This is a genomic window from Rhizobium sp. 01L410 (assembly GCF_056400165.1).
The window spans coordinates 47,129-69,825 of the sequence record NZ_JBFTST010000013.1 but is presented as its reverse complement, the minus strand read 5'-3'; the positions used below and the strand labels follow the sequence as shown (position 1 = coordinate 69,825).

General features: G+C 59.8%; 14 protein-coding genes. 12 read left to right on the top strand and 2 right to left on the bottom strand.

Going from position 1 to position 22,697, the window contains the following annotated elements:
- Window positions 1-620: 620 nt before the first annotated feature.
- The 8 genes from AC1DV9_RS24140 (at window position 621) to AC1DV9_RS24105 (ending at window position 11,665) form a co-directional block, all read left to right on the top strand.
- Window positions 621-2,558 (top strand): methyl-accepting chemotaxis protein, encoded by a 1,938-nt coding sequence (locus tag AC1DV9_RS24140; RefSeq protein WP_477950314.1) that lies wholly within the window; start codon window positions 621-623, stop codon window positions 2,556-2,558.
- 4 nt (window positions 2,559-2,562) lie between these two features.
- On the top strand, window positions 2,563-3,996 hold the full coding sequence (locus AC1DV9_RS24135) for a chemotaxis protein CheW (RefSeq protein ID WP_477950313.1): 1,434 nt from the start codon (window positions 2,563-2,565) through the stop codon (window positions 3,994-3,996).
- Between the two features lie 2 nt (window positions 3,997-3,998).
- Window positions 3,999-5,084, top strand: a complete 1,086-nt coding sequence (locus AC1DV9_RS24130) for a protein-glutamate methylesterase/protein-glutamine glutaminase (RefSeq protein WP_477950312.1) — start codon at window positions 3,999-4,001, stop codon at window positions 5,082-5,084.
- Entirely contained in the window at window positions 5,084-5,950 is an 867-nt protein-coding gene (locus tag AC1DV9_RS24125) for a CheR family methyltransferase (protein WP_477950311.1), read from the top strand. Before AC1DV9_RS24130 ends, AC1DV9_RS24125 begins: the two co-directional genes overlap by 1 nt.
- Entirely contained in the window at window positions 5,951-7,909 is a 1,959-nt protein-coding gene (locus AC1DV9_RS24120; protein WP_477950310.1) for a chemotaxis protein CheA, read from the top strand.
- A 346-nt stretch (window positions 7,910-8,255) separates the two neighbouring features.
- A complete protein-coding gene (locus AC1DV9_RS24115; RefSeq protein ID WP_112386799.1) occupies window positions 8,256-8,639 on the top strand; it encodes a response regulator in 384 nt (127 codons plus the stop codon).
- Window positions 8,636-9,274 carry a chemotaxis protein CheX gene (locus AC1DV9_RS24110; protein ID WP_477950309.1) on the top strand — a complete coding sequence of 213 codons (639 nt, stop codon included), beginning with the start codon at window positions 8,636-8,638 and terminating at the stop codon, window positions 9,272-9,274. The genes AC1DV9_RS24115 and AC1DV9_RS24110 overlap by 4 nt, the downstream gene beginning before the upstream one ends.
- Before the next feature lie 30 nt (window positions 9,275-9,304).
- Window positions 9,305-11,665, top strand: coding sequence for a PAS domain-containing protein (locus tag AC1DV9_RS24105; protein ID WP_477950308.1), 2,361 nt, complete (start codon window positions 9,305-9,307; stop codon window positions 11,663-11,665).
- A 160-nt stretch (window positions 11,666-11,825) separates the two neighbouring features.
- Here AC1DV9_RS24105 and lov read toward each other — a convergent pair whose 3' ends face one another.
- Complete coding sequence (gene lov / locus AC1DV9_RS24100) at window positions 11,826-12,872, bottom strand: blue-light-activated histidine kinase (protein WP_477950307.1); 1,047 nt, start codon at window positions 12,870-12,872, stop codon at window positions 11,826-11,828.
- Window positions 12,873-12,991: 119 nt separating this feature from the next.
- Window positions 12,992-13,162 (bottom strand): hypothetical protein, encoded by a 171-nt coding sequence (locus AC1DV9_RS24095; protein WP_162698876.1) that lies wholly within the window; start codon window positions 13,160-13,162, stop codon window positions 12,992-12,994.
- 257 nt (window positions 13,163-13,419) lie between these two features.
- On the opposite strand from AC1DV9_RS24095, the gene AC1DV9_RS24090 reads away from it, so the two are divergent.
- From AC1DV9_RS24090 to AC1DV9_RS24075, 4 genes are all read left to right on the top strand, one after another.
- Window positions 13,420-14,568 (top strand): glycosyltransferase family 4 protein, encoded by a 1,149-nt coding sequence (locus AC1DV9_RS24090; RefSeq protein WP_477950306.1) that lies wholly within the window; start codon window positions 13,420-13,422, stop codon window positions 14,566-14,568.
- A 185-nt stretch (window positions 14,569-14,753) separates the two neighbouring features.
- Window positions 14,754-16,985: a UDP-galactopyranose mutase gene (gene glf / locus AC1DV9_RS24085; protein ID WP_477950305.1), complete on the top strand. Its 2,232-nt coding sequence runs from the start codon at window positions 14,754-14,756 to the stop codon at window positions 16,983-16,985.
- The gene (locus tag AC1DV9_RS24080) at window positions 16,978-20,217 is read left to right on the top strand and encodes a glycosyltransferase (RefSeq protein ID WP_477950368.1); all 3,240 of its coding nucleotides are present in this window, start codon (window positions 16,978-16,980) and stop codon (window positions 20,215-20,217) included. The genes glf and AC1DV9_RS24080 overlap by 8 nt, the downstream gene beginning before the upstream one ends.
- Window positions 20,214-22,511: a glycosyltransferase family 4 protein gene (locus AC1DV9_RS24075; protein ID WP_477950304.1), complete on the top strand. Its 2,298-nt coding sequence runs from the start codon at window positions 20,214-20,216 to the stop codon at window positions 22,509-22,511. The genes AC1DV9_RS24080 and AC1DV9_RS24075 overlap by 4 nt, the downstream gene beginning before the upstream one ends.
- Window positions 22,512-22,697 lie beyond the last annotated feature (186 nt).

Genomic DNA, 22,697 nt, shown 5'->3' with positions numbered 1-22,697 from the left:
GACCGAATAAGGCCCGCCCCTGTCACAGTGGTGAGCCTATAGCCTACAGCCGACCACGTCCCTTATGAAACTATTTACCCACCTCGAACCGTTTGCATGATTTGGCGTTTCCAAAGCAAATTACCCACTTCAATCTTGGGTGCGATCTCGGCATGGCCACTGACGCAAATCTTGTGTCGGTTAGTGAGGACGAGTTCCTAATCCGCATGAACCTTATGGAAGAGCTTGGAAACGGCGACCGCGGATGAAGCACCGGCGGTTCTGAATGACTGCCCAGATATCGAAGCGATCTTAGCTGGCATCGACATGCCTGGCTCTTCAAACGGCTTGGGGCTGGCCAAGGTCGTGCATGGCTCCCTTCCGGAATGGCGATCATGGTGACGTCGGGCTTCCTCAAGGTTCCCAGCAATGGCCTTCCGGCCAGAATTCCATTTCTGCCAAATCTTGTGACGTCAGTCACGTCATAAACCATATCCGCGAGCTGGTCCGTTAGCAGGGCAGGAGAGATTGCTTTACCAGGCCCTTTAAGCCATAAAAATCAAGTGAGTTAGCTGCCTTGTGCTTGCTCGGCGCCTTCCGTCGTGGGCGCGCATCCGAGGCCCAAAGACAACGGAAATCCTATGGCACTGGTCAAGACCTCCCAACTGGGCGCAAAGCCGGCCTCCAGCAAACTGGTAACATCCGCTCCGGCGGCAACCGCCGTTGGCGACAAATCGGCGGCCTCCCGCCGTTCTCAGGATCGCACCCGCGTTCGCCAGCAGAAGGCGGCCGAGCGCATTGGTGCTGCAACGGAAGAATTGTCGACCGGAGTCGCCGAGGCGGCAGCGGCAGCCGAGCAACTTCATCGCGCACTCGAGCAGATTGCTGCCGGCGCCGAAGAAGCAGCAGGGGCCGCCCATGAATCCCTCTCCGCAACTACGCAACTTTCATCAAGGTTCGGTGATGCCCGGTCCGAAGCCCAGACTGCACGGGCGCGGACCGAAAGGCTGCAGGCTTCAGTGCTGGAAGCCGCCGCACAGATCGACACATCGGTCACCGCCATCGACACGAACGCTTCGCGACAGATCGCATCCGTTGCCATCATCGAAAGACTTCAATCTCAGGCTGAGAAGATTGCCGCGACCACGGTCGCTGTTACCGATATCTCGGATCGCACTAACCTCTTGGCCTTGAATGCCGCGATCGAGGCCGCCCGCGCCGGTGGAGAAGGTCGGGGATTTGCAGTCGTTGCCGACGAAGTCCGTTTGCTGGCGGAAGTCGCCGAACGCAGTTCGCGTAACGTCAACCAGCATGCCGAGACCATTGTCGACGGGGTCCGTCGTATTACCGAGCGCATGAACGCTGCGGCGGCTAAGGCGCGGGAACAAACGGTATCGGGACGGGCGGTCGCCGAAGAACTGCACGCCGTCCGCTCGGGGCTGACCTCCTTGTCGCAGAGCAGCCAGACTATCCTCATCGCCGCTGTCGAGGCGGAGATGGCCACCCGCGAGGCGCAGAAAGGTGCCGAAACGGTGGCGGCAGCCGCAGAGCAACAGTCCGCGGCGGCCAGTGAGGCGCAACGCTCCGTCCTGCAGCAGAGTTCGGCGCTTGAGGAAAGCCAAAAGACCGCCCAATCGCTAGCCATCCTTGCCGACGAGCTCATGAATGAAGGGGGCCGGGCCTCACGGGCGGAAGAACTGAGTTTGGCCGCCGAGGAACTTTCCGCGACCGTCCAAGAGCTTTCCGGCGCCGCCAGCGAGATCCTGATCGCCGTCGAGCAGATAAGCCGCGGCGCTGAGGCCCAAGCGGCCGCCACGCAGCAGGCCAACGCCGCGATGGTCCAGATCGAAAAAAGCGCCTCACAGGCCCAGGTTAGTGCGGAAAACGCAAGCGAGCGAGCTCAGGAAATCAAGGCGTTGCTGGCAAGAAACAAAACGGGCCTGACGGGTCTTGCATCCGGCATCTCCGATGCCCTGACAGAAACCCGCAATGCACTGTCAGACCTTAATTTGCTCGGCGAAATCGGCTTCCAGATCGAACGCACCGTCGACCGGATGGTGCTTGTCGCCGTCCAGACCAACATGCTGGCCGTCAGCGGCTCGGTGGAAGCGGCGAGAGCCGGCGACGCGGGCCGCGGTTTTGCCGTGGTCTCTACCGATATCCGCAAGCTCGCCCAGGACGCAGCAGAAAATATCGATGGCGTGAAGGACATTGTCCGGTCGATCCAGATCCAGATCCTCGCGGTCCAGCGCGAGCTGGAAGCGATTATGGTGGCTTCCGAGGCGGAGATCGCCAAGAGCAAGCTGACCGTCGATCTTCTGTCCGTAGCAGAAGCCGATATCGAGACGACGGTGCGCGGCAATGCCACAATCCTGGAAGCCGCGCAGGCAATTCTCATTGCGGCCAAGCAGGTTCAGGTCGGCACGCAGCAGATCGCCTCCGTCGCCCAGGAGGCAAGCGCTGCCTCGGAACAGGCCGCCACCGCGGCACGGCAGCAGTCCCGCGGGGCAGAAGACCTGGCAGCGGCCGTCGAGGAGATCGCATCGCTGGCCGACGAACTCCAGATGTCTGGAAGCTGACACGATGGAAAGCTCCCCCCCGCAGGCGGACCTGCGACGCCGGCTTGCGTTCAGGGTCGGACAGAGACGCCACGAGATTGACGCGGATCGGGTTCTGGAAGTGGTCAGGGCCGGCCACATCACCCGGGTGCCGAACGGTCCAGCGGCCCTGAGTGGCATTGCCAGTCTGCGCGGCCGCCCGATACCTATCCTGTCGATGCGGCGGATCCTGAGCGGCGACGATAGCGCTTCCCCTCATGACGGCAAGATCATCGTCTATGATTACGGTGGAGCGGTTGGCCTGCTCGTCGATGACGTGCTCACGCTCTCGGAAGAAACCACCGCAGCACCACTCGAGGGCTTAAGCGGTCTTCTCGATGCCGCGTTCAAGACCACGCGGCGTGCGCAGGCGGGGCGAACGGGCTCTATCGCACGCGACGCAGGTAGCCAGGCGAGCGTGACTTTGACGCCGATCTTGTCGTTTCACGTCGCCGGCCAGCTTTACGGACTGGCGCTCAAGCACGTGAGAGAAGTGGCTATCATGCCGGACGACGTCGCGGTCGTTGCCAACGGACAGGGAGCGGTGATGGGGCTTATGTCCCTGCGCAATAGCCTCTTGCCTCTGGTGTCGCTCGCCTCGCTGATGGGCATGGAAATCACCCGATCGACAGCGGAAAATGCACGAGTCGTGGTTGTCCAGCGTGAGGGTGATCTGTTCGGTCTTGTCGTCAACGCGATGGACGTCATCTATCGCCTGCCCGACCAGGCCATCGATCCCGTGCCGGAAGTCCTGCAGCGTGGGCGCGGCGATGGCCAGATCGCGGCGATCGGCCGGATTGCGGATGGGGGACGACTGATCTCGATCCTGTCGCCGGAAAAGCTTTTCGCTCACGACGAGATCGCAAGGGTCATCGGCCAGAAAACGGGAGCCGCACCAATGAACACAGCGCCTGAAGCGGACGATGCAGTAGAACAAGTCCTGATCTTCCAGCTGGGCGAGGAAAACTTCGGCATTCCAATCGCCTCGGTGGACGAAGTCATCAGGGTGCCACTCGATGTCACTCGCATACCAGGAGCGCCTGCCTTCGTCATCGGGGTCATCAACCTGCGCGGCAGGGCCGTTCCCCTGATCGATCAGCGAAGCCGCTTCGACAGCCCGGCCTCAATGCAGACAGCCGCCGCGCGCGCCATCGTGGTGACGATCGGCAAGCTACAGGCCGGCTTCGTCGTCGATACCGTGTCGGAGGTCAAGGCCCTGCCGGCGGCGGCCGTTTCCGTAGCGCCCGAGTTTTCTTCCCAACAGACGGATGTCTTCGACCGCATCGCCCATATCGAGGCCGATGGCCGGATGGTACTGCTGGTCGATCCCCAGGAGCTTCTGACGAAGGCAGAGCGGGACGTGGTTGCCGCCATCACCGAAGGCAAGGCCGGCACCAGGGAAAAGACGGGCGGCACCTGACTATGATCCGTCTCCTCATCGTCGAAGATTCCGCCCTTATGCGGAAGCTGCTCGGCCAGATTTTCGGCACTGAGCCCGATTTCCAAATCGGGTTCGCCCGCGATGGCGATGAGGCGCTGAAGATCATCTCGGACTTTCGCCCTGACGTCGTAACGCTCGACATCCACATGCCACGGATGAACGGCCTGGAATGTCTCGACCGCATCATGCTTGAGCACCCTTGCCCGGTGGTGATGGTCTCCTCTCTCACCGGAGAAGGAGCGGAAGAGACTTTGGCGGCGCTCGAGATCGGTGCTGTCGATTTCATCGCAAAACCGAGCGGCGCCATTTCCCTTGGCATCGAGGAACTGGCGCCTCGCCTGGTCGAAAAGGTCCGCATCGCTGCTTCGGTGCGCATCCGGCGCAGCCGCCGGCTCGCAGAGCGCGTCCGTTTCGCCCGGTCCGTGCTGTCTGCACCGGTATCCGCTTCCAAGCTTCGCGACACCGCCTCTAGTCCCGTGACCCAAGACGCGGCGGGCCACGGGCTGGTGCTGGTCGGCACGTCGACAGGTGGCCCGCCGGCGCTGGATGCAGTGCTTACCCGTTTGCCGTCCGATTTTAAATGGCCGGTTGTGGTCGCGCAGCATATGCCTGCCTCCTTCACCGGGGCCCTTGCCAAGCGTCTCGATAGGATATGTGCGATGACCGTCACAGAAGTCACCCGGCCGATACGGCTGGATCCGGGCAATATCTACATCGCCAGGGGTGACGCCGACATCCTCATCTCTTCCCGCGCCGGAAATCTGGTCGCCATTGCGGCACCGAACAATCCCGAGTTCCGTTGGCATCCGAGCGTCGATCGCATGGTGCGCTCGGCCATGAAGCATGTTCCGGCAAGATCCTTGATCGGCGTGCTGATGACCGGCATGGGCAATGACGGCGCGGCGGCCATGGCCGATCTCAGATCAGCCGGCGGTTATACGATTGCCGAGGCCGAAGAGACCGCCGTCGTCTGGGGAATGCCGGGCGAGCTGGTGCAGCGAGGCGGGGCGAGCGAGGTGAAGCGGCTCGACCAGATCGGGCAACATCTGATGGATCAGGTCTGCTGATGGCCATGCCACCGATCACCTCGAAAGAATATGGGCTCGAGCCTCTGTCTGCGGCTGACCTCGGGGAAATCTGCGCCCTCATCTACAAGCGCAGCGGCATGGTGTTCGGTGAGACGAAGCGCTATTATATCGAGCGCCGCATTACGGATCTGTTGCGCCAGCGGCGGGCGCGATCCGTCAGGGACTACATTTCGATACTGCGCAGCGATTTCGGTGAATCCGAACTGCTGATCAACAGCTTCACAATTAACGAGACGTATTTCTATCGCGAATTGCACCAGCTCTCGTGCCTGAGCAATTCGATCCTTCCCGGCCTCATCCGCGCGAAGGGTCCCGGCGACCGGATCCGCATCTGGTCCATGCCCTGCTCCAGCGGCGAGGAACCCTATTCCATCGCGATCTGGCTGCTCGAAAACTGGCCGCTCGTGGATGCCTATAATATCGAGATCGTCGGGTCAGATATAGATACAGAGATCCTGCGCCGCGCGGTCGATGGCTATTTCGGCCAGCGGGCGCTCTCAAAGCTGTCCCCGGATCTTCTCGACCGCTATTTCGAACCAGAGCGGGATCAGCAGCGCCGGCTGATCGGCGATCTGAGGGAGTCCGTCACCTTTGCGAAGGGCAATATCATCGATCGCCAGAGCCTTACCGCGCTCGGTCGTTTTGACGTGATATTCTGCCGCAACCTGCTCATCTATTTTGACGAAGCGGCCCGCGAGACTGCAGCACGAAACATTCGCGAGATGTTGAATCCACGCGGCTATGTCTGCCTTGGCCATACGGAGTCTATGTCGAGAATGTCGAAGTCCTTCGACACGGTGCGCTTTCCCGATGCCATCGTTTATCGCGAGACGAGAGATATATAGATGGATGAATTGATCGAACAGTTCGCCATCGAGGCGCGCGAGCTCGTCCAGCAGGCCTCAGACGACCTGATGGCGCTGGAGGCCGACGCCGGCAATCGAGAACATCTGGAAAGCGCTTTCCGGGCAATCCATACGCTCAAGGGTTCCGTGGGCCTTTTCGACCTCGGCCCGATGAAGGACGTGCTGCATCACGCCGAAAACCTCCTGTCCCACGCGCGCGCCGGCATGATCGCGGTGGATGCGACCCTTGTCGATCCACTTCTGTCGGTGGTCGAATGGGTGGAAGACAGCATCGACGCGATCGTTGAAACCGGCCATCTGTCCGACGCCCAGGACAAACAAGCCTCCCGGCTTTTCGGTCTTTTGAAAGGCGAGATGACCGCGCGCGAAACCGTTGAGGCAATCCGTTCCTCGACGACAATACCGGAATGGGCGCTCTCACTTGCCGAACGCCTACCGTCCTCTGGCAGCCCAGGCACCGTGATCGCCATTCGCTACGAACCGCACCCTGAATGCTTTTTCAACGGCGACGATCCTCTGGCGACCATCTCGCGCCTGCCGGACCTCCAACATCTGTCACTCTCGCTTACAGAGCCGCCTCCGTCGCCGAAAAACTACGATCTTTTCCGCTGTAGCCTGGTGATCGAGGCCGTTTGCGGTGGGCCGCTGTCGAAGCTGGAACCAGAGTTCCGCCTGATCCCCGATCAGGTGAAGCTGGTAGAACTGCCCCGGCCGGGCGATCAGCGGACATCCGCCGCAATTGATAGATCGCCGCAACGCCTCACTGATCGCCAGACGACTATGCGGGTGGATTCGGCGCGAATCGACAGGCTCATCGAGATTGCCGGCGAGCTGGTCACTGCCAAGAACGGCCTCGTGCCACTCGCCGAGGAGGCGCAAAACCATGGTGAAGGCGCGCTTGCTAGACGCATCGGCTCCAGCCACGAGGAGATCGAACGGCTTGTGGCCTCGCTTTACAGCGCCGTCACCCAGGCCAGGATGATCCCCCTGGAGCAGACGTTCCGCCGTTTTCCGCGGCTGGTCCGCGAGACATCCACGAAGCTCGGCAAAGCACTCGATCTGGTGATCGAAGGCGAAACCGTCGAAGCCGACCGGGAAATCGTCGAAAACCTGTTCGAACCGCTGCTCCACCTCATTCGAAACGGGCTTGACCACGGTATCGAACACGACGGCGAACGCTTGCAATCGCGGAAGTCGGCGAGAGGGCGCATCCTCCTGCGCGCACGCCAGCGCGGCGACCAGGTCGAGATCGAAGTGACCGACGATGGCCGGGGTATGGACCCGGAGCGCATCCGCAAGACCGCCGTGGACAGGGGCCTGTTGACCGCAACCAGGGCGGCGTCCCTGCCCGACAGGGATGCGCTGCAGCTTGTCTTCGCGCCAGGTTTCTCGACCGCGTCGGCAGTATCCGACCTTTCGGGCCGCGGCGTCGGCCTCGACGTTGTGCAACGTTCCATCCACCGGCTCGGCGGTACACTTGACATGCAAACTGCGCTTGGATCGGGAACATCCTTTACGCTCAGGCTCCCGATCAGCTTCTCGATGACCCAACTGATGGTCGTCGAAGTGGGAGGCGAACGTTACGGCATCCCCATTTCCGACATAGTTGAGACCCAGAGACTGCCGCTGCGGGCCGTTCAGCCGATCAGGGCCGGCCGCGCATTCATCCTGCGAGATCGCACCATCCCCTTGCTTTATCTCGCCGACCTGCTTCAGATCCCGCAGACCGGCGCAGCGTCTGCGGACCTGAAGGTTCTCGTGGTTCGGGCCGGGGAAGACCAAATCGGCGTGGTGGTCGATGCAATTGCAGAACGGGCCGAAACCCTGACGCGGCCGCTATCCGGTTTCCTTCAGGGAGTGACGGGGATAGCTGGTACCACCCTACTCGGCGACGGCAGGGTCCTGCTCGTGCTCGATCTGGAGGAGCTGATACAATGACTATAAGCGTCGATGACAAGGCAATTCGATTGGAAGGTCAATGTGGCGTCGAGGAAGTCGAGACACTGGTGGACTACATGGATCGCCATCCCGACCTACATATAGACCTGAGCGCCGCGACAACGATCCACACTTCCCTTTTGCAAGCATTGATGGTTTTCCAGCCAACTCTTATGAGCCCCCCTGTATCATCCTTGATATCAGATAGTGTGCTACGAGAAATTTACGCTTGTTGCAGGCAATCCGGCCAGTAATAGGCTATCCAACGAGCGAATGCTCCTGCACAAACATACGTGTTACAGGTCATAAGTATGCATAGGTTCGCAATGATATGTCGGGGAATGAAATGACTGTTACAGTCCTGGTCGTGGATGATAGCAAACTGGCTCGCATTGTCGCGGGCAAGGCGATTGCCGCCTTGCAGCCCGATTGGACGCGTGTCGAAGCCGGCAGTGCTGCGGATGCCTTGACGCTCGTGGGCTCCCAGCATATCGACGTGGCGATACTGGATTTCAATATGCCGGATAAAGATGGCCTTGAGCTGGCATCGGAGCTGCGGTCCGCCCACCCGCACATGCCGATCGCGGTGATTACCGCGAACGTCCAGGACGAAATTGTCGCTCGCGTGCGTGCCCTTAACGCCACATTCGTCGCCAAGCCGGTAACACAGGACGCGCTCAGCCCTTTCATTGCAGGAGCCGCTCTTCGGCTCAAGAAAGCCGGCACATGACGGACGATACGATCGACCTCAACGAACTCGAGCGCGACGCGCTAACCGAACTCGTGAATATCGGCGTCAGCCGCGCGGCCGCAAGCCTGCGCAAGATGGTCGAAAAAGAAGTCATCCTTTCGGTGCCATCGGTCGAGATCGTTACCAGGAAATCCGCCGCGTCCCTGATCGGCCAACGGGAAAGCGAAGCTCTCATAGCCGTGCAGCAGCAGTTCGAAGGCCCGTTCTCTGGCCGGGCGCTGCTGATCTTCCCGCAAAGCAACGGCCTGTCGCTCGTGCGCGCCATCGTTGGCGATGAAATGGAAGAGGCAGAGGTTCTCGAGATGGAAGACGAGGCGCTCGCCGAGACCGGCAACGTCATACTCAACGGCTGTCTCGGCTCCATGGCGAACATGCTGCAGCACAGCTTGAAAATGTCGCTCCCAGATGTGCTGCGCGGCGACAGCACCCTGTTCTTCGAGGTTCACAACAGAAGCGGCGAAGGAAGTTTCGTGCTATTCCTGTACATTAACTTTTCTGTTCGGGAACGCGATATCCGCGGCTACATCGCGATGATCATGGACTTGCCGTCCATGGAGAAGCTGAAGCAGCTCATTGGCGACTTTATCGACCGTGTAATGACGGATACCGAGTAGCACAAACCCGAATTAGTATTGGCGAACTTCATGACAAATAGTGCCGATAACCCGGTGATCGACCGTGAACGTTCGCATATGGACGCGGCACAACGACGTCTGCAGCTGGTTCTGGAAGCAGCTGGCGCGACTTGCAGCTGGGAATGGGATATTGCCGAAAAGCGCCTTATGGCAGACGCGCGTTTTGCCGCCATAACCGACCAGGACCCAGTCGCGCTGGCCGAAGGCGTGGCGACCGACGGGTTCTTCGCCTCCATCCATCCCGACGACCTGAAGCGCGTGAAAATTGCTGTTGCGGGGATTCTGGCCGGCTCGGAGGTCTTTTCCAAGGAATATAGGCTGCTGCGCAACGATGGTGGTTATCGCTGGGTCCGTGCCAGCGGACGGGCGATCCGCAACGCAGACGACGAGCCGGTAAAGTTCGTTGGCACTCTTGTCGACATCACCGAACAGAAGCGCAGCGACGAGCAACTTCGCATCGCCCAGTCTGCAGGCGGCATCGGTACTTTCGAATATATCGTCGGCTACGGCACGATCCGCGTCTCGGAACAGTTCTGTCGACTGTTCGGCCTACATCCGACAAAAATATTACCGGTCAAGACCCTCAACGACCTCATTTATCCCGGCGACAAACCTATTATTGATCTCAGCGATCCCAATAGTCTTCAGAGCGAACATAACATCGAGTTTCGGGTCGCGCGCGCCGACGACGGAGAAGAGCGCTGGCTCGCACGCCGCGGCGAATATGTGGAGAACATCGAGACCAGCGGCCGGCGCTACGTCGGCGTCATCTTTGATATAACCGATGCCAGGAAAACGCAGGAAAGTCTGCGGCATGCCAACGAGAAGCTTGCCGAGATAGCGCGTGACAGCATTCGTGAGCGGGACCGCGTCTGGAAAAACTCGCGAGACCTTCTCGTCGTAATCGATGCGAATGGGGTGTTCAGGGATGTCAGCCCGTCCTGGCGGGACATTCTCGGTCACATACCGGGTGAGGTCATCGGCAAAAGAGTACTCGACTTCGTCTGGGCGGAGGACCGTGACCAGACGCAGCCCGACCTAAAGAGGGCCTCAGAGAACACCCATACAGCGCTTGAAGTGCGACTCACCCATCACGATGGTTCGCCTCGGGTGATTTCTTGGATGACCTCCCGCGAAGACGACCGCATCTACGCATATGGTCGCGATGTCACGCTCGACAAGCAACAGAAAGCGGTCCTTGAGGAAACGGAAGCCCAATTGCGGCAAGCTCAAAAAATGGAAGCTGTTGGTCAGCTCACTGGTGGTATCGCGCACGATTTCAATAACATGCTCACGGGGGTGATCGGCGCTCTATCCATCATCAAGAGACGGATTGCTGCCAAAAAAATCGATGATCTCGACAAGTTTATCGATGCAGCGACATCGTCCGCGCATCGCGCTGCATCACTCACTCATCGCCTACTTGCCTTTTCCCGCCGCCAGTCCCTTGATCGGCAACCTGTCGACGTAACGAAACTCGTTGTTTCCATGGAGGAGTTGTTTCGTCGGACCCTTGGGGAGCAGGTAAAACTGCAGATTATTCCGGCACCCGAGACCTGGAACGCGATCACCGATGCCAACCAGCTCGAGAGCGCTATCCTCAATCTGGTCATCAATGCCCGCGATGCGATGCCGGATGGTGGTCAGTTGACCATTGAGACTGCAAATGTTGGTTTCACCAAGGCCGACCTCGCCCACGGCGAGACCTTGGAACCCGGGAATTACGTCGTGATCGCCGTGAGTGACACCGGCACGGGCATGTCGCAAGCGACGATTGATAAGGCATTTGATCCCTTTTTCACGACAAAGCCGATCGGACAGGGTACGGGTCTCGGTTTGTCGATGATCTATGGCTTTGCGCAGCAATCGGGGGGCCATGCCCGCATTTATAGCGAAATCGGTATCGGCACGACGATCAAGCTGTACCTTCCGGGAGGAACGGCAACCGAAGCAGGGGCGCCCACCCAACAGAAACCCGCAATTTCCCTGCCGCGCGGCGACGGGGAAACCGTCCTTGTTATCGAGGATGATGACTCCGTTCGCATGCTCGTCGTCGACGTACTCAAGGAGCTCGGGTACCGCGTGATTGAAACAGTTGACGGCAACCAAGCCCTGCCCGTGATCGAAGGGTCTGAACGTATCGATTTGCTGGTTTCGGACGTTGGCCTTCCGGGATTGAACGGGCGCCAAATCGCGGAAATCGCCGTCGCCGCGCGTCCCGGTCTGAAAGTTCTATTCATCACCGGCTACGCCGCAGCCGCCGCCGCCAGAGCTGAATTTCTCGGCCCTGGTATGGAGATGATCACAAAACCCTTTGCGATTGATGATCTTGCCCAGAAAGTGAGAATGATGCTGACGGTTATCGGCTGAGATGCCTACCTGACGTCCACACTCGCTTCCATCGTAATGGCTGGCAGAGTCGGATCGACGAAGTGATTCCGTGGAGGGAAAGCGTTCGCAAACCTTTCCGCCGACCAGACTGCGCCTCCGTCTGCAACAGCTCGCTCTTCGTCAGTCCCGACAGCAGGTGTCAAGGTTTGGATCTGAGACTGGCGCCGACACGGTTCAGCGACGGCAGCTCGACCCTGACGTGAAGGTCCTGGTCGCGCCACTCCCGGCTTATTTTGCCACCAAGTTGCTTCTCCAGCACGGCACCAAGCAAAACAGTGCCGAAGCCCTTCCGGGGCGTAGCGCCGTTCTTGATGCCCTGCTCGCGCCACTCAATCGTCAGCCCGTTGTCCGCCTGTCGCCAGGTGACAGTCAGGCTTCCCTCAGGATGCGAGAGCGCTCCATGCACCGCAGCGTTTGCGACAAGCTCATGAATTGCCAGTCCGAGTGGCTGAACCGAAGGCGCTGGGATCATGACCGACGGACCGCTGATCTCGACAGCTTTAGCCCCGTAGGCACTGATCTGCAGCGATATGATGTCGTGGAGCGAGGCCTCCTGCCAGCCATTCTCGGCGAGCAGCATGTGGGTTCTGGCAAGCGCCTGAACCCGCTGCTGAACGGACGCGGCATAGGCAGCGGCGTTGTCGGATCGTGTCAGGCGCACGATGCTATCGACGATGGCAAGCACGTTCTTCGTTCTGTGGTCCACCTCCAGCAGCAAACGGTGCTCAGCCTCTTCGAGGGTCTGGACCTTCCGATATTCGGTGACGTCGATCTGGGACGCAAAATAATAGGCAAGACGACCGTCGTCGTCCCTGATGGGGCTGAGATGAAGCTGGTTCCAAAAGGCACTTCCGTCCTTCCTATAGTTGAGGATTTCGACTGTGCCCTCGCGCTCAGCGCCGATGATGGCCCGTATCTGGGCGACAGACTCTCTCGATGTGTTCTCTCCCTGCAGAAGCCGACAGTTCCGTCCCACGAGATCTTGCGCGTCATAGCCGGTGAGGTGAAGGAAAGCTTCGTTTGCAAGAACAAGTGGGTAGTCGGGCTGACGGGCATCCGCGACCACAATAGGCATCCGCGTTCGCTGAAACGCGAATGCAGCGAGCTCCTTGTGATCGACCATCCCTTGTGTGGAGGCCGCGGCCGGCTTGTCCCCATGAATGTCTGACGGCTTGGCTTCGATCACGGCTCACCCTGTGTGCTCACTGGATTGACACAACGTCGAAGCCAGACAAATGTTTCGCCGAACACGACATCGGGCAGCGTCTTGAGGTCCGAGACCGTTTGGAACATGCAAGTCTTCGGTTAAACGCTATAAGCAGGCTCTGCGGCACCGCAGGTCAGATCACTCGATCTATTTTCCGTGATGTCGTACGGCTTCGGATAGGAAGCTTCGTAACGGGGATGGCAGCAGGTTGCGGCAATGACGGCCATCATGAGCACGACGATCGAGATGGTGACCAAGACGATCCTCATCGGATTCTTCTGTTTCGTATGAACTACTGCGACGCTCGCGGGTTCCGCCATCACGCCTTATCCGCCCATTTACGGAAAGCTTGCGTTGTCACTGGAGCTCGAGCTTTTGAAGAAAAATTCGATCACAACGAATTCGATCAGCTCTTTAGTGTCACACACGTCCGCAGCAGCGACGTCTCGGAACTGGATCCTTCTCTCGAAGTTAAGTGGTAGTGCCGCCTCACAGACTACCGTGTCGACATCAATTAGGTATGTTTATGAAGCTGCGCCGTATCGTCATCATTAGCGACTATCAGGACGGAGCGTTGGGTGATGACGACATTCCGTCCGTAAACGCATATCGCCACCAATGGCTGAGTGGGTCGAGAGGCTGCTTCCCCAAGCCGGTCTCGGACTTTGGAGCCGTGACGGTCGATGGAGGATATCTCGAACGGTTACCGTTGGCCGCACTCAAGGACGGTCTTGTAGATTGCTGCGAAATCTGGACGCACTGGCGTGGCAATGCGCCGCCTCCAGACTGGACGACAGGTAGTCGATTTCTTACGCGCCGTGCGTTTCGCATGAACGGACCGGAAGCCCCATTCGCATCGAACGATATGCTCGGGCATATTGCGGCATTTGGGCCACCGGACATTCTGTGCGTGTGGGGCCTTGGTGTCTGCGAAGACATCATTCTTGCCTGCCAAGACAGCTTCAAGATCTACAATTCTATCGATGCACCGGCGCTTCGGGTGCCCTCGGAGGTGAGCCGTCATTTCGATCTCGTGTTGACCGGCGCCGAATGGCAGTCGGACGTGGTGAGGGACCGTCATCCGGCCATGCGAACGGAGGTTATGCCGGTCGGTCCGGAATTCGCCTCCGAGGTGACATTCCGCCCATTAAACATCCCGAAGACGCACGACATAATCTACGTGGCAGCCGCGCAGCACTACAAACGACACGATATCCTGTTCGACGCGCTCGCGCGGCTTCCAAGGTCGCTGCGCGCATTGTGCGTATCCGGCTACGGCGAACTCGTCCCGGAATTGCGCAACCACGCACAACGGCTGGGCATCGACGTCGAGTTCGCCGGACCGCCCGGAGTTCCCTTCGACGAGGTCAATCGCCTGATGAACCGGGCACGGATCGGCGTTGTCTGTGGTATAGACGACGGAGCGCCGGCAATCCTGACGGAATACATGCTGGCAGGCATTCCGGTTCTGGCCAACAGCGAGCTCTGCTGCGGGCTCCAGTACCTGACCCCGGAAACTGGTCGCACGGCGTCCGCGATGGACTTTCACGAGGGTATTCTCGACTTGCTTGAATGTGCAGACACGTTGCGTCCTCGCGTCGTTGTGCTCGCTCGCTGGACCTGGCCGCATAGCGCACGCAAACTCAGGCAATTGATCACAGGCACCGAAAACTGACGCCCATTTCGCCCGACGGAACTTTCGCAAGGAACCGAAGTTGGGGTTATGAAGTAACGAGGTGTTTGATGGACGTGTTGAATTCCACATTGCAGACGCCTGAACCCTGCGCTTCCCGTAACCCTCCCCTCGTTTGTTTTTCGCACCTTCGATGGGATTTCGTGCTGCAGAGACCGCAGCATCTGATGCAGAGATTTTCTCGCGACCGGGAGGTCTTCTTCTTCGAAGAATTCATCCCGACCGACCACCATCTCGCCTATCTGGAAATCCACCCTTTCGTGGATACCAACGTCAAGGCTGTCCGGCCGCGGATACCGCATTGGTGGAGCGAGGTTGAGCGGGAAAAGGCGCTCGGTGAGCTTCTTGACGAGTTGATTGCGCTAGGCGGCTCACGCCGCCCGGTCCTTTGGTTCTACACACCTATGATGTTCAGCTTCGCTGGACATGTGGATGCCGAAGCAGTGATCTACGATTGCATGGACGAACTGGCCAATTTCAAGTTCGCGCCGCCCCGGTTGAAGGAAACGGAAGATGCGCTGATCGCGCGCGCTGATGCCGTCTTCACTGGCGGCGCCAGTCTCTACGAGGCGAAGAAGCACCGGCACGACAACATCCATGCCTTCCCGTCCAGCGTCGACGCGCATCATTTCCGCAGAGCCCGCGAGGTACAGGGGGACCCGGCAGATCAGGCCGCGATCCCGCATCCCCGGCTCGGCTATTATGGCGTGATCGACGAGCGGCTCGACCTCGATCTGATCCGCGAGACGGCAAATGCCCGGCCGGATCACTCGTTCGTTTTCATCGGTCCGGTAGTCAAGATTTCGCCCGAAGATCTGCCAAAGGCAGCGAACATTTATTATCTCGGGCAGAAATCCTATAAGGATCTCCCGGCCTACCTATCCGGTTGGCAGGCGGCCATAATGCCTTTTGCGCTGAACGAGGCAACCCGCTTCATTAGTCCCACCAAGACACCCGAATATCTTGCGGCTGGACGGCCGGTGGTGAGCACCCGCATTACAGACGTAGAACGCAGCTACGGCGATGTCGAGGGCGTTTTCCTAGCCGATGGCGCTGTCGCGTTTGCGCGAGCCTGCGACGCCGCGCTGACGCTTTCGCGTTCAGGTGACGCATGGAGGAAGGCAGCGGATGTCACACTTGCCAGTTCGTCCTGGGATGCCACCTTTCGCTCGATGTCACATTTCGTCGAGCAGGCGGTTGCTGACAGAAACCCGCCTGCCGTTTCGAGAGACGCATCGTTCGCGTTTCACCGCAGTTCGGTTCGTCGGGGCTACGACTACCTGGTAGTTGGCGCCGGCTTTGCCGGATCGGTGATGGCCGAACGCCTCGCTTGTGACGGCCGTTCGGTCCTTGTCTGCGATCGGCGGCCGCATATCGCTGGAAATGCCTATGATCATCGCGATGAGGCGGGCATACTCGTGCACAAATACGGCCCGCATATTTTCCATACCAATAGCGAGGACGTGTTCGCCTATCTTTCCCGGTTCACCGCCTGGCGGGGCTATGAGCATAGAGTGCTGGCGCAGGTTGGCGATCTGAGGCTGCCCATTCCCATCAACCGCACGACGCTGAACGGGCTGTTCGGCCTCAACCTCTCGAACGAGACAGAGGCTGCGCAGTTTCTGGCAAGCCGCGCCGAACCCTGCGACCCGATCCGCACATCGCGAGACGTCGTTGTGTCGCAGGTTGGCGGCGAGCTATACAGGACCTTCTTCGAGGGCTATACGCGCAAGCAATGGGGTCTTGACCCTTCCGAACTCGACCGTTCCGTCACGGCACGGATTTCGACCCGCACCAGCGACGACGACCGTTACTTCCTTGACATGTTTCAAGCGATGCCGCGCGACGGATATACCCGGATGTTCGAGCGCATGCTTGACCACCAGAACATCACGGTCTTGCTCGATACGGACTACGCCGACTTGCGTAACGACGCCTTGGCGAAACACACGATCTTTACCGGTCCGATCGACGAATACTACGATTTCTGCTTCGGGCACCTGCCCTATCGCAGCCTCGAATTTCGGCACGAAACGCATGACGCACGACGACTTTTGCCCGTCGGCGTAGTCAACTATCCTTCTGAAGACGTGCCTTACACACGCATAACCGAATACAAGCATCTGACCGGTCAGGTTCATCCCAAAACGAGCATCAGCTACGAGTTCGCATGCGCCGAAGGCGACCCCTACTATCCGATCCCCAGATTTGAGAACCAGGCACTTTACCGGCAGTACGAAGCCCTTGCGCGGGTGCAGAGCGACGTCACGTTCGTGGGCAGGCTTGGCACCTATAAATACTACAACATGGACCAGGTTGTCGGACAGGCCCTTGCGACGCACCGGCGCTTACAGAAGCGGCTGGGACATAGCGTCATGGCGGATTCGCAGCTTGACTAAAAAAGCACACATCGTTCTGGCGACGGATAGTCTCGACCCGTCGGGAATGGGCGAGCACATGCTCGCACTTGCGCGCGGCTGCGCTCCCGAGTGGGATGTGACGATTGCCCTGATCGGGGAGGATCGCAACGGTCTACTGCCCCGCGCCGCGCGTTTCGGCATTAGGATACGGCTTGCCCGCGATGAAGAGGATTTCGCAGACTGGCTCTCTCAGGCCGGTAGCGATCTCCTGCATGTTCATGCTGGAATAGGGTGGGAGGGACTTAATCTCAGCGCAGTCGGCGCGGCAAATGGCACTCCGGTCATCCGCACCGAACACCTGCCCTATCTTCTGACCGACGATCGGCAACAAGAGGACTATCGCCTTGCGTCGCGGAACATCTCCCATCACATCGTCGTCTCCGACGCTTCGCTAGCCAGCTACGAGGCACACATCGCAACGGACCGACTGACGGTGATCCGCAATGGCATCTATGCGCGTGAGCCAATCGCAGCAGCGATGGAACGGACACGAAACCTCGCATCCGACAATGCGCCTGTTCTGCTGACCGTAGCACGACTGACCGCGCAAAAGGATCATGCGACATTGCTGCGCGCCTTGCCGCAAGTCTTGAGGCGGCATCCCTCCACCATGCTTCTGCTGGCAGGATCGGGCGAGGAACAGGAGACCCTCAAGGCGCTTGCCCAAAGTCTCGGCGTAGCCGCCCATATCCGTTTTCTGGGCCAGCGTGCAGATGTCGCTGAGCTCGTTGCAGGCAGCGATCTCTTCGTCCTGCCGTCACTGTTCGAAGGGCTGCCGCTCGTCGTGCTGGAAGCGATGTCGCTTGGTACGCCTGTGGTCGCGACGCGTATTGGCGGTACCCTGGAAGCGCTCGGCGAAGAACACCCGTTTTTTGCAGCGCCAGGCGATGTCCAGTCGCTAGCCGATACAATCATTTTGGCGCTTGCCGATCCGATTCGGCTGGCTGGCGTCGGCGCCGCCGCGGGAGAACGCTTCCGACAGCTCTTTTCTGCCGATCGGATGGCGGCAGAAACCGGCGCGATTTACGGCCGCTTTGCAGGAAAATCAGGCCCAACGCAAAAGGATCTCTCAATGCAAAAGACACGTCTGGCCTTTATCGGCGTCGGCGGGATCGCACAACGACACCTCGACATCATCGCCGGCTTTGACGACGTCGAACTGGTCGGCTTTGCGGATCCCGATCTTGGCCGGGCAGATGCGGCCGCGATGCGTTTTGGCGCCAAAGCCTTCTCCAATCATAAGGAGATGCTCGACGCGGTCAGTCCGGACGCCGTGTATGTCTGCGTCCCGCCCTTTGCCCATGGCGAACCGGAACGCGCGCTCGTCGAGCGGGGAATTCCGTTCTTCGTCGAAAAACCGGTGGCGCTCGATTTGGCAATCGCGGAGGAGATTTCGGCGGCGGTGAGCGCTCGGGGTCTGATTACCGGCGTCGGCTATCATTGGCGCTATCTGGACATCGTCGACGAAGCGCGCGGCTTGTTGAAGGACAATCCGGCGCAACTTTTGTCCGGCTACTGGCTGGATTCCACTCCGCCGCCGAAATGGTGGTGGAAGGAAGATAAGTCGGGCGGACAGATGGTGGAGCAGACGACCCATCTTCTCGATCTTGCGCGATTTCTGGTGGGCGAAGTCACCGAAGTTTACGGGCGTGCCGGGCATCTCGACCGGACCGACTTTCCAGATCTCGACGTGCCAACGGTGACGACTGCCAACCTAACGTTCGAAACCGGTGTCGTTGCAAACATTGCCTCCACCTGCCTGCTCGGATGGAACCATCGCGTTGGTCTGCACATCTTCGCAAACCAGTTGGCGATCGAGTTGACCGACCGTGAGATCATGGTGGATGTCGGCCGAGGACGTCCGGTGCGCGGGGCCGATGGCGACCCGGTGTGGCGCGAGGACCGAGATTTCATCGACGCAGTGCGCGGCGGCGAAAACCGAATACGTTGTCCCTATGCGGAAGCGCTGACGACGCATCGGCTGGCACTTGCCGTGGTGTCCTCGGCAAAATCAGGTCAGGTCGTCAGGCTCCATCCGCCGAGCACGCAAAGACCGAACCCGGCTCCCCTGCAGTTCCAGCGACGCCCAGAACCGCCGCCGCTCGAACTGGCGCCGGGGCACAGGACAATCTGCTCGCTTGGCGTCGAGGCACCGGGCCGCCCGTATTTCTTCGAATATGATGAAGGGCCGCCAGCGAATGGCGAGGTTCGCCTCGACACTCTCTACACCGGCCTCTCAGCAGGGACCGAACTGACCTTTCTCAAAAACACCAATCCCTATTTTCGATCGCGTTTCGATGGGGAGCGCGGCGCTTTCATCGAGAACGAGGCGGCCCTTCACTTCCCGGTGCCGTTTCTCGGCTATATGGAAGTTGCGCGCGTATCGGAATCGCGCGCACACGGCTTCTCAGACGGGGATGTGGTTGCCACGACCTATGCCCACAAGTCCGGGCACACCGCCAACCCGTTCAATGACCTTCTGGTGCCGATGCCGACGGACATAGATCCACTGCTCGGCGTGCTTGTCGCGCAGATGGGTCCAATCTGCGCCAACGGCATATTGCATGCCGACGCTGAGGCTTTCGGAGGCCAAGTGCCCTTCCTCGGCGCCGGCGTGAAGGATCGCCCGGTCATCGTCATCGGCGGCGGTACGGTGGGGCTAATGACGGCGCTGTTTGCCCGCGCGCTCGGTGCCTCGGACGTGCTCGTGACGGACCCTTCCGAGTTCCGCCGCGGCAAGGCGGAGGCGATGGGACTGATGGCTATGACGGAGGATCAGGCCTGGCAGCATGCCAAGGCGCGTTGGCATGACGGTGCGATGGGCCGGGGCGCCGACTTGGTATTCCAGACCCGGGCGCAGTCCGCGAGCCTGCATACCGCGCTAAAGGCCCTGCGACCGCAGGGCACGGTGATCGACCTCGCCTTCTACCAACGCGGCGCCGAGGCGCTCCGACTTGGGGAGGAGTTTCACCACAATGGCCTCACCATACGCTGTGCCCAGATCAACCGCGTGCCTCGTGGACTCGCACCGCTGTGGAACCGCCGACGGCTTGCGCTGGCAACTGTGGATCTTATCCGACGTGAGGGTGGCGCGATCCGCGAGCACATGATCACCCATGTCATTCCGATGACCGACGCGCCGGCCTTTTTAACCGACCTCATCGAAAACCGGCCGGATTTCCTGCAGGTCGTCTTCCAGATAGGCGAATGACAGAGGAAACCGCGCCGATCCGCATCCTGTTCGTATTTGCCTGGTTGGTGGTCGGCGGCGAGGAAACTGAGGTGCGGCTGCTGGCCGGAAATCTCGACCCGCGGCGCTTTCGCATCGACGTGGTCACCTGCTTCCGCAAGCCGGGCATGCCGGAGCAGACGCATGAACAACTGGCCGCGCTTGGCGTCGATGTCGATACGACACCCTACAAACTATCGTTCGAAGCTACCGTCGACTATCTGGCTGCCAAGATCCCTTGCTACGATATCGTGGTGTCATGCCAGAACGTCGCCGATATCTATCCGGCCCTGGAACGGCTGCACCTGCGCCCCCCGCTTGTCGAGCATGGCGGGCTCGTCTCGGAGGCCTTGGCCGGACCAAAACACCTGACGAACCGATATATCGGCGTCTGCCGTTCGATTCGTGACGCCGCGGCATCGCATATGCCGGGGCGTGAGCATCATGCGCTCGAGATCCCGTCCATGGTCGATCTGGCGAGTTTCGACCCGTCGTTCCGTGGGGCGACCCGGCGGGCGCTTGGGATAACCGACAATCAGATGCTGATCGGCTGGGTCGGCCGGCTCGACCCCAAGAAGAATGTCGAGGATTTTATCGAGGCTGCCGCCCTTGTCGGCCTGCGCGACAGCCGGGCCCGCTTTGTGATCGTCGGCGGCCCGGACGCCTTCATGCCGGAGTATGCTGACCGCCTTAAGGCGCTGGCACAGCAGCGTGGGCTGGCAGCGAAATTGCAGTTTCTCGGCGACCGGAAGGATGTTCCCGAGCTACTGTCTGCCTTCGACATCTTCGTCTGGCTTTCTCGCGGCGAAGGTATGCCGCATGTGATCGCCGAGGCCGGGGCCGCCTCTCTTCCAGTCATCGCAACGCCCGACAACGGCGCGCTGCAGCAGATCGAAGACGAGATTTCCGGTCTTTTTGTTTCTTACAGCGACCCTGAGGCAGTGGCGAAAAACATCGCCCGGCTGATCGATGACCCTGCACTGCGGCGGTCGCTCGGCGCTGCACTGCGGGATAGCGTCAAGGAGCGCTATGCCACGGAAGCTGTGGTCCCCCACTGGAGAAAACTGTTTTCCGACGTGCTAGCAGAAAGGGTGCCGTCGGGGCCAACCGGACTTTTTCAATCCTTCCTGCAGGGCGGATTCGAATGCTCGAGCCACCGGCTTCGTCCCCATAAGGACGAGAAGGTCGGCCGCCGGCTCGACATGCTTGCCGCGATCGGCCACGACCGCCATGCCGCCCAGGATTATCGTCAACTGGCGGAGTTCGGCATTCGTACGGTGCGCGACGGCTTTCGCTGGCACCTGATCGACCGGGCCGGTCACTACGACTGGTCAAGCATTAGGCCCATGTTGCAAGCGGCGCAAACGACCGGTACGCAGGTGATCTGGGACCTGCTCCATTATGGCTGGCCCGACGATTTGGACATCTGGTCACCGGGCTTCGCTGACCGTTTCGCACGCTTTGCGGGCGAATGTGCCAAAATTGTTCGGGAAGAATGCGACACGGTTCCGTTTTATTGTCCCGTCAACGAGATTTCTTTCTTCTCATGGGGGGGTGGCGACGCCGGGTACCTCAATCCCTTTGCTAACGGGCGTGGGTTCGAGCTGAAGGTGCAACTGGCACGCGCTGCGATCGCTGCCATGGAAGCGATCCTTGCCGCAGACGGCCGAGCGCGTTTCGTCCATTGCGATCCGGTGATAAACGTCATCACTGACCCATCTCGCCCATGGGAACGGGGCGTTGCCGAAAGTCATCGGCAATCACAATTTCAGGGGTGGGACCTGATCTCAGGCCGCCTCTGGCCGCAGATCGGCGGCCAGGAGCGCTATCTCGATGTCATCGGCGTTAATTACTACTTCAATAATCAGTGGATCCATGGCGGTCCGCCGATTGACATCGGTCATCCTCTTTATAAGCCGTTCAGCAATATCCTGATCGAGACCTATGCCCGCTATGGTAGGCCTTTGATAATCGCAGAAACGGGCATCGAGGGTGAACGACGCGCTGCGTGGTACAGCTATGTTTCTTCACAGGCGCGCTTGGCGATGAGAGCAGGCGTGCCATTGGAAGGGCTATGTCTTTATCCAATCGCCGATCATCCGGGATGGGACGACAATCGTATGTGTGAAAACGGGCTCCTGTCTGCAGAGGTGTCGATCGGAGGGCGGCAAGCCGATGCGGCGTTGTCTTCGGCTATCCGGCGAGTCGGGCCGATTTCGAACGCGATAGTAACGCAGGCGGCGAGGATAACAGGCCCGCCAGCAATCACTCACTGACCAATGTCTGGGTATAAAATTTGGTCACTGGCGCGGGAATTTTGGTAGGATATCCATGCTCGATGCCAAATCAGTCAGTCTGGGACGCGTGAGACCTTCGCCTCAGGAATCAATCCGCCAATTTCGACTGCGCGATAGTGACTTCCAAGGCGGGGCTTTGAACCGAGACGCTTTCAGAAACCGAAA

Coding starts and splice junctions, on each gene's coding strand:
- AC1DV9_RS24140 (WP_477950314.1), top strand. CDS start 621: ATGGCACTGGTCAAGACCTCCCAACTGGGCGCAAAGCCGGCCTCCAGC.
- AC1DV9_RS24135 (WP_477950313.1), top strand. CDS start 2,563: ATGGAAAGCTCCCCCCCGCAGGCGGACCTGCGACGCCGGCTTGCGTTC.
- AC1DV9_RS24130 (WP_477950312.1), top strand. CDS start 3,999: ATGATCCGTCTCCTCATCGTCGAAGATTCCGCCCTTATGCGGAAGCTG.
- AC1DV9_RS24125 (WP_477950311.1), top strand. CDS start 5,084: ATGGCCATGCCACCGATCACCTCGAAAGAATATGGGCTCGAGCCTCTG.
- AC1DV9_RS24120 (WP_477950310.1), top strand. CDS start 5,951: ATGGATGAATTGATCGAACAGTTCGCCATCGAGGCGCGCGAGCTCGTC.
- AC1DV9_RS24115 (WP_112386799.1), top strand. CDS start 8,256: ATGACTGTTACAGTCCTGGTCGTGGATGATAGCAAACTGGCTCGCATT.
- AC1DV9_RS24110 (WP_477950309.1), top strand. CDS start 8,636: ATGACGGACGATACGATCGACCTCAACGAACTCGAGCGCGACGCGCTA.
- AC1DV9_RS24105 (WP_477950308.1), top strand. CDS start 9,305: ATGACAAATAGTGCCGATAACCCGGTGATCGACCGTGAACGTTCGCAT.
- AC1DV9_RS24095 (WP_162698876.1), bottom strand. CDS start 13,162: ATGAGGATCGTCTTGGTCACCATCTCGATCGTCGTGCTCATGATGGCC.
- AC1DV9_RS24090 (WP_477950306.1), top strand. CDS start 13,420: ATGAAGCTGCGCCGTATCGTCATCATTAGCGACTATCAGGACGGAGCG.
- glf (WP_477950305.1), top strand. CDS start 14,754: ATGCAGAGATTTTCTCGCGACCGGGAGGTCTTCTTCTTCGAAGAATTC.
- AC1DV9_RS24075 (WP_477950304.1), top strand. CDS start 20,214: ATGACAGAGGAAACCGCGCCGATCCGCATCCTGTTCGTATTTGCCTGG.